This window comes from Bacillus sp. AFS001701 (genome assembly GCF_002559405.1).
In the GTDB taxonomy this organism is placed as follows: Bacteria; Bacillota; Bacilli; order Bacillales; family Bacillaceae_G; genus Gottfriedia.
This window is the reverse complement of the sequence record NZ_NTZO01000442.1, coordinates 1-7,130: the sequence shown is the minus strand read 5'-3', so window position 1 is coordinate 7,130 and position 7,130 is coordinate 1. Positions and strand designations below refer to the sequence as shown.

General features: G+C 33.7%; 5 protein-coding genes. All 5 read left to right on the top strand.

The annotated features are described in order from the left end of the window. Window positions 1-2,472, top strand: a 2,472-nt coding sequence (locus tag CN514_RS20845) for a DEAD/DEAH box helicase (protein WP_141529456.1), incomplete at its 5' end; no start/stop codon positions are given. A 168-nt stretch (window positions 2,473-2,640) separates the two neighbouring features. After that, window positions 2,641-4,005 carry a 4-aminobutyrate--2-oxoglutarate transaminase gene (gene gabT / locus CN514_RS20840; RefSeq protein ID WP_098234229.1) on the top strand — a complete coding sequence of 455 codons (1,365 nt, stop codon included), beginning with the start codon at window positions 2,641-2,643 and terminating at the stop codon, window positions 4,003-4,005. A gap of 1 nt (window position 4,006) precedes the next feature. Then, entirely contained in the window at window positions 4,007-5,431 is a 1,425-nt protein-coding gene (locus tag CN514_RS20835) for an aldehyde dehydrogenase family protein (RefSeq protein WP_098234228.1), read from the top strand. A 319-nt stretch (window positions 5,432-5,750) separates the two neighbouring features. Beyond that, window positions 5,751-6,254, top strand: a complete 504-nt coding sequence (locus CN514_RS20830; RefSeq protein WP_176526008.1) for a GNAT family N-acetyltransferase — start codon at window positions 5,751-5,753, stop codon at window positions 6,252-6,254. Between the two features lie 404 nt (window positions 6,255-6,658). Further along, window positions 6,659-7,021, top strand: coding sequence for a YciI family protein (locus CN514_RS20825; RefSeq protein ID WP_098234226.1), 363 nt, complete (start codon window positions 6,659-6,661; stop codon window positions 7,019-7,021). Window positions 7,022-7,130 lie beyond the last annotated feature (109 nt).

Genomic DNA, 7,130 nt, shown 5'->3' with positions numbered 1-7,130 from the left:
TTCATTAATTTATTAACAGTTACAGAAAACGTAAAAATAACTGAAAATGGAATACCATTTAATGGAATTTCATTTACCGAAGATAAATTACCTTTGGAATTTGAAATAGAGCATTTAAATGATCAATACTTTTTAACTGCAAAAGGAATTGAGCAATTAACGATAATGGAAACTTATTCAACAGTCTTATATCGTGGAAGAATATATAATCTTAAAGTTGAGGAATTTAATCGACTTGTTGAGTTAAAACAAATATTTAAAAACACAGCAAATGAAAAAATAAACATTCCAACAGACCAAATCCATCTTTACGTTGAGAAAGTAATTCCCGGTCTTATAAAGCTTGGTAAAGTGCAAATACCTACTTCACTTTCAAACCAATATTCAGAAATCCCGTTAAGAGCAAAGCTATATTTAGATCGTATAAAAAATAAATTACTTGCAGGGCTTGAATTTTATTATGATCGCATCGTGATTAATCCGCTAGATAAAAGAGAAATTCAACTGAGTAAAACGTTAATTAGAGATGAAGAAAAAGAAATAGAAATATTACAATTAATGGAAGATAGTTGTTTTTCAAAAACAGAAGGTGGCTATTTCTTACAAAATGAAGAACTTGAATACGAATTTTTAAGAAATATAGTACCGAAACTTGAAAAACTAACTGAAATTTATGCAACGACCGCAGTTCGAAATAGAATTTTTAAAGAAAATAAGAAACCTCAAATACGAGTCAATTTAAAAAGAGAACGAACGAATTGGTTGGAATTTAAATTTGAATTAGACATTCCTGAGAAACAAATCAAAGAAGTATTATTAGCACTAAAAGAGAAACGGAAATATTACCGGTTAAATGATGGAACTTTGTACTCGCTTGAAACGAGAGAATTACAAGAGATAAGGCGATTTTTAAATGCAGTACCCGAGCAAGAATTTGATTATGAAGGTGTATTAAACTTACCAATAAAAAATGGTCTATATTTATTAGATTCTGCGAAAGAAACTAATTTGTTTAATATTGAAGATCGATTAAATCAGTTTTATGAGAGTTTAATAAATCCAAATGAAATTGTAGAAGAAGTACCTAAACAATTGAAAAATCTGTTAAGAGATTACCAAATTTTTGGATATAAATGGATGAAGAATTTAGCTAAATTCGGATTTGGAGGAATTTTAGCGGATGATATGGGATTAGGTAAAACAATTCAAAGCCTTGCTTATATACAATCCGTTTTAAACGAAATCCGTTCATTTAATACACCAATCCTAATTGTTTGTCCTACAGCATTAACGTATAACTGGTTAAGCGAAGTATTCAAATTTGTACCGGAAATTCAAGCGCTTGTCATTGATGGAAATAAAAATGAGAGGTTGAAAATTCAAAAAGAACTAGTCAATATCGATGTATTAATTACCTCTTATTCGATGTTAAGAAATGATATAAAGTGGTACGAAAAGCAAAAGTTTCATACAGTATTTTTTGATGAGGCACAAAATTTTAAAAATCCTTTTACTCAAACAGCTAAAGTTGTTAAAAAGCTAAATGCTGATCAACGGTTTGCATTAACAGGTACGCCAATTGAAAATTCACTCGAAGAACTCTGGGCAATTTATCATGTTGTTTTTCCTGAATTATTTGGAGGTTTAAAGGAATTTAGTATTTTGACTAGGAAAACAATCTCTAAAAGAGTTCGACCTTTCTTATTAAGACGATTAAAAGAGGATGTTCTTAAGGAACTTCCAGAGAAAATCGAATCGAAGGAATCCGTCGAATTGTTACCAGAACAAAAAAAATTATATGCAGCATATTTAGCAAAACTACGACACGATACCCTAAAGCACTTAGCAGTAGATAAATTTACATTAGGCAAAAATCATATCAAAATTTTGGCCGGTTTAACCCGTTTAAGACAAATTTGTTGCCATCCTGCTTTGTTTATAGATGGTTACGAAGGTAGATCAGCTAAGTTTGAACAGTTGTTTCAACTAATTGAGGCATCAAAAATAGCCGGTAGAAGAGTATTGATATTCTCCCAATTTACAAAAATGTTAGATTTAATCGGTAGAGAACTATCAATCATGGGAGAACAATTTTTTTATCTAGATGGACAAACTCCCTCAGAAGAACGTCTATCGATCTGCAATCGATTTAACGCTGGTGAACATAACTTCTTTCTAATTTCATTAAAGGCAGGAGGGGTGGGACTCAATTTAACTGGAGCTGATACAGTTATTCTTTATGATAATTGGTGGAATCCTGCGGTTGAAAACCAAGCAACAGATCGAGCATACCGTTTTGGTCAAATGAATGATGTTCAAGTGATCAAGCTAGTTGCTAAAGGTACGATTGAAGATAAAATGAATGAACTACAAGAGAAGAAAAAACAATTAATAGGAGAAATTATTGAAACGAATGGAAAACCTTCATTTAATTTAACAGAAGAAGACATTCGCGAATTATTAATGTTCTAAAATATTTGCCGCTCACCTGAGTGGCTTTTCCCATTCCCTCAAAAAAGCCCTTGGCTAAGTTTTATTTCATTCTTAAATGTTTGTAAGCGAGTATATTAATAATGAAGCTAATAATTTAATAATTTTATAGATTGAAATGAAATTATTTTTATGAGAGGGAGAGTTAGCATGAGCAATAATCGAAAATTTGTTAATGTCTCAGCAGGAGTTCCAGGGCCAAAGGGAAAAGAACTCATTGAGTTACGTAGTGAGTATGTTCCAAATGGTGTTGGAAATAATACGCCTGTTTTTGTAGAAAAAGCAAACGGTACAATCGTTGAGGATGTTGATGGAAATAAATTTTTAGATTTTGCTGGAGCAATTGGTACGTTAAATGTAGGACATACTCCAAAGAATGTTGTACAAGCGATTAAAAATCAATCAGAACGACTAATCCACTCTTGCTTTCATGTAGGAATGTATAGGTCTTATGTAGATTTAGCTAAAAAATTAACTGAAATAACGCCAGGGGATTTTTCTAAAAAAACAATTCTATTAAATAGCGGTGCTGAAGCAGTTGAAAATGCTGTTAAAATTGCAAGGAAGTACACTGGTCGTTCAGGGATTATTTCGTTTACTCGAGGATTTCATGGGCGGACTTTATTAGGAATGTCTTTAACAAGTAAAGTAAAACCATATAAATATAAAATGGGACCATTTGCTCCAGCTACATATAAAGCTAAATTCCCTTATTTATCAAATAGACCAAAAGAGTTATCTGAAGAAGAATATGTTAATTTTTGTATTTCTCAATTTAAGGATTTTCTTTTAACAGATGTGTCACCAGAAGAAGTGGCAGCGGTTATTATGGAGCCCGTCCAAGGAGAAGGAGGATTTATTGTTCCTCCAAAAAAATTTATAAAAGAAGTTTATACGATTTGTAAGTCACATGGAATTTTGTTTATAGCGGATGAAATTCAAACAGGATTTGGGCGAACAGGTGAATTATTTGCATCAACGATTTTTGAAATTGAACCTGATTTAATCACAATGTCAAAATCAATCGCAGCTGGTGTACCAATTAGTGCGGTGACAGGGCGTACTGAAATAATGGATGCGGCATCACCCGGTGAATTAGGTGGAACTTATGGCGGAAGTCCTTTAGGATGTGTAGCAGCGCTAGAAGTAATTGAAAAAATCGAAAGTGAAAAATTATGGATTCGAGCAAGATCGATTGGGGAAAAAATCAAATCATTTTTTGGTCAATTGAAAAATGATTTTCCAATAATTTATGATATTAGGGGACTAGGAGCAATGGTAGGTATCGAATTTATAGATCCTACTTCAGGTCAACCAGCAAAAGAGTTTGTTGCAGCATTAACAAAAAAATGTTGTGAAAATGGAGTCATTATTCTTAGCGCAGGTGTTCATAGTAATGTACTTCGTTTCTTAACGCCTTTAATTATTTCTGACGAGGAATTAGATGAAGGACTGAATATTATAAAACAATCAATACATCAAGTTGCTAGTCAGCTTGTAACTGAGGTGAAATAGAATGAAAAAACAGTTTTATATAGATGGAAGTTGGGTTGAAGGGGTAAAACATGAAAATCTTGTTGCCCCTCATTCTGGGGAAGTTTTAGCTGAAATACCAATTGCAACGATTGAGAATTTGGAAGAAGCCATCAGAGCGGCTAATAACGCGAAAACGCAAATGGAAAAACTCAGCTCATATGAGAGAAGCGTCATTTTAGAGCAATTAGTTGAACAGTTTAAAGAAAATCGTTCAAAACTTGCTGAAATTTTAGCATTAGAGGCATCCAAACCCCTAAAGGCTGCTTTAGGTGAAATTGATCGAACGATTGCAACTTATAAAATAGCCGCTGAAGAAGCAAAAAGAATATACGGGGAAACAATCCCTCTTGATGCAGTTGCAGGTGGTGAAGGTCGAGTCACATATACAGTTAGAGAGCCAGTTGGGGTAATTGGTGCAATTACACCGTTTAATTTCCCGTTTAATTTAGTCGCACATAAAGTTGGCCCAGCAATTGCTGCAGGAAATACAATTGTTTTAAAACCAGCTAGTCAGACTCCACTTTCTGCCATTGCATTAGCTGAAATGATTGATAAAACGGATTTACCTAAGGGTGCGTTTAACCTGATTACCGGAAAAGGCTCCGAAATCGGTGATGCTTTAGTAAAACATCCTGACGTGAACGCAATTACTTTTACTGGCAGTCCTGAGGTCGGCATCTCATTAAAAAACAAAGCAGGATTAAAAAAAGTTACTCTAGAACTAGGCTCAAACTCAGCGTTGATCATCGATGAAGAAGTCCAGTTAACTGATGAACTAATCAATCGTTGTGTATGGGGAGCCTTTATTTATAACGGCCAAGTATGTATTTCATTACAAAGAATTTTTGTACATCATACACTTTATAATGAATTCCTATTGAAGATGAAAAATGCTACTAAAATGTTAAATATAGGTTCGCCATTAGACCTTCAAACAGATATTAGTGCATTAATTTCTAAAAAAGATGTTGCTAGAATAGATGAATGGGTTAAGCAATCTATTAAAGATGGAGCCGATCTAGTAACTGGTGGAGATATAATAGATGAACGTCTTTATAAACCAACTATTTTAACAAAAGTAAAGAACAGAAGTGATGTATCCTGTAAGGAAATTTTTGGTCCAGTTGTTGTCATCAATTCATATGAACAGTTTGATGAAGCAATAAATGAAGTAAACAATAGTCGATTTGGATTACAAGCTGGTGTCTATACAAACAACTTACAAAGAGCATTATATGCCACTAAAAAACTACATGTAGGTGGCGTGCTAGTAAACGATGTTCCTACGTTTAGAGTTGATTTAATGCCTTATGGTGGTGTAAAAGAGAGCGGTTATGGAAGAGAAGGCATAAAATATGCAATACAAGAGATGACTGAATTGAAACTAGTCTCTATTAAACTTTAAGACTGCCCGCCAAACGCTCGCTTTCTTCGTTGCTTCGCCTATCTGCGGTGCTCATTACCGTTTAAGGTAACTCCGCTCCTCACCAGGCTTCTCGCCTCGAAAGATAAGTGCTTGCAATCAGTCTGATTATCATGGGTTTTGGAATTTGTCTTCACAATGCAAGGACTGATCATGTTTTAATTTGATCAGTCCTTTTTTTTATTCTAAAACTTCAGAATTATATGTTATATTTGTTTGAGACGAAGTAAATTGGTTTAGTGAATAATAAAAGTGATGTTAAAAATTTGACACATCTATGCGTTTCGAAGGGAGATTAAGTATGGAAGTTCGTAAATTAACAATTGAAGATTTACATGAGTTTATTCGATTAAGAAGTGAAGGATTAGCATTATCACCAGAAGCATTTGGAGAAAGTTTAACTGAATATGAGAGAAAATCAATCGAACAGCACACAAATAATTTCCCTAAGACTTTTGATAATTTTATTATTGGTGCATTCGACAAAGGCGTACTTGTTGGGGTTGCTGGCTTCTACCAAAAAAGATCTGAAAAAATGAAACATAAAGGAACTATTTGGGGAATGTATGTTACACCAAATTACCGTGGTAAAGGTGTTGGGAAAAAAGTTTTAAGCCAAGCGATCCAAGATGCTATGGAAATTGAAGAAATTTTACAAATTGAATTGGCAGTCATTTCATCAAATCAATCTGCAAAAAGACTTTATGAATCTGTAGGCTTTGAAAGCTTTGGAACAGAAAAAAGAGCGTTAATTGTTAATGGTGAATTTTACGATGAGGATCATATGGTTAAGATTATTAAATAAGAAGAATGAGATGATCGAATGAATGCTTTGTTCGTCTTTTTTAATTTAAAGGTTCTGTTATAGTAGATTGTTAAATTCTTATTCGACTATTTAAATATGTATTTTGAAATTAAAATATAGTTCTTATTCACTAATTCATTGCTTTATTTGAACAACAAGATTTACTTTCACTCAGATGACAAATAATTGAAAAAGGAAAAAGCTTCTATTGGCAATAAAATTAACATCAAGAACTTTTAGATTATGTTGAAGATGATGTGGCAATTACTAAAATTGAAATAGAAGCATACCTCATTTTATAAAAGGTTGAACCAAGGTATAATGATGATAGTTGCAAGAGTATGAATTTTACAATGTATAAGGGATTAACATTAGAAAGCCAAAACCCAGAGGAGGAGTTACTATTGAAATTTATGATGGTTGTGAAGGCTTCAAAGGATTCTGAAGCAGGGACAATGCCAAGTGAGCAGATGGATCTGATGTTTGCTGAGATGAAGAAATATAATGAAGAACTGAAGAATGCTGGAGTTCTGGTGTCAGTCGGTGGACTCCATCCAAGCTCCAACGGTATTCGTATATCATATCCTGTTCCTGGAGAACCGCCGAACATTACAGAGGGACCTTTCGCTGAAGTCAATGAGTTGATTGCAGGATACTGGTTCATAGATGTGAAATCTCGAGAGGAAGCCATCGAGTGGGCGATGCGCGCGCCAGATCCACATGGTCTTGGGGAAGGACAGATTGAGCTACGCCAAGTATTTGAATAGACCGGTAGGCTAAATATTAGATCAATATGACCGTATATAAAAAGTCATATCAACGGGTATCCTGTACAAGTAAACTAATATTCAGTAAAAAGTGAAAAACCAGAAAACC

Coding starts and splice junctions, on each gene's coding strand:
- CN514_RS20835 (WP_098234228.1), top strand. CDS start 4,007: ATGAAAAAACAGTTTTATATAGATGGAAGTTGGGTTGAAGGGGTAAAA.
- gabT (WP_098234229.1), top strand. CDS start 2,641: ATGAGCAATAATCGAAAATTTGTTAATGTCTCAGCAGGAGTTCCAGGG.
- CN514_RS20830 (WP_176526008.1), top strand. CDS start 5,751: ATGGAAGTTCGTAAATTAACAATTGAAGATTTACATGAGTTTATTCGA.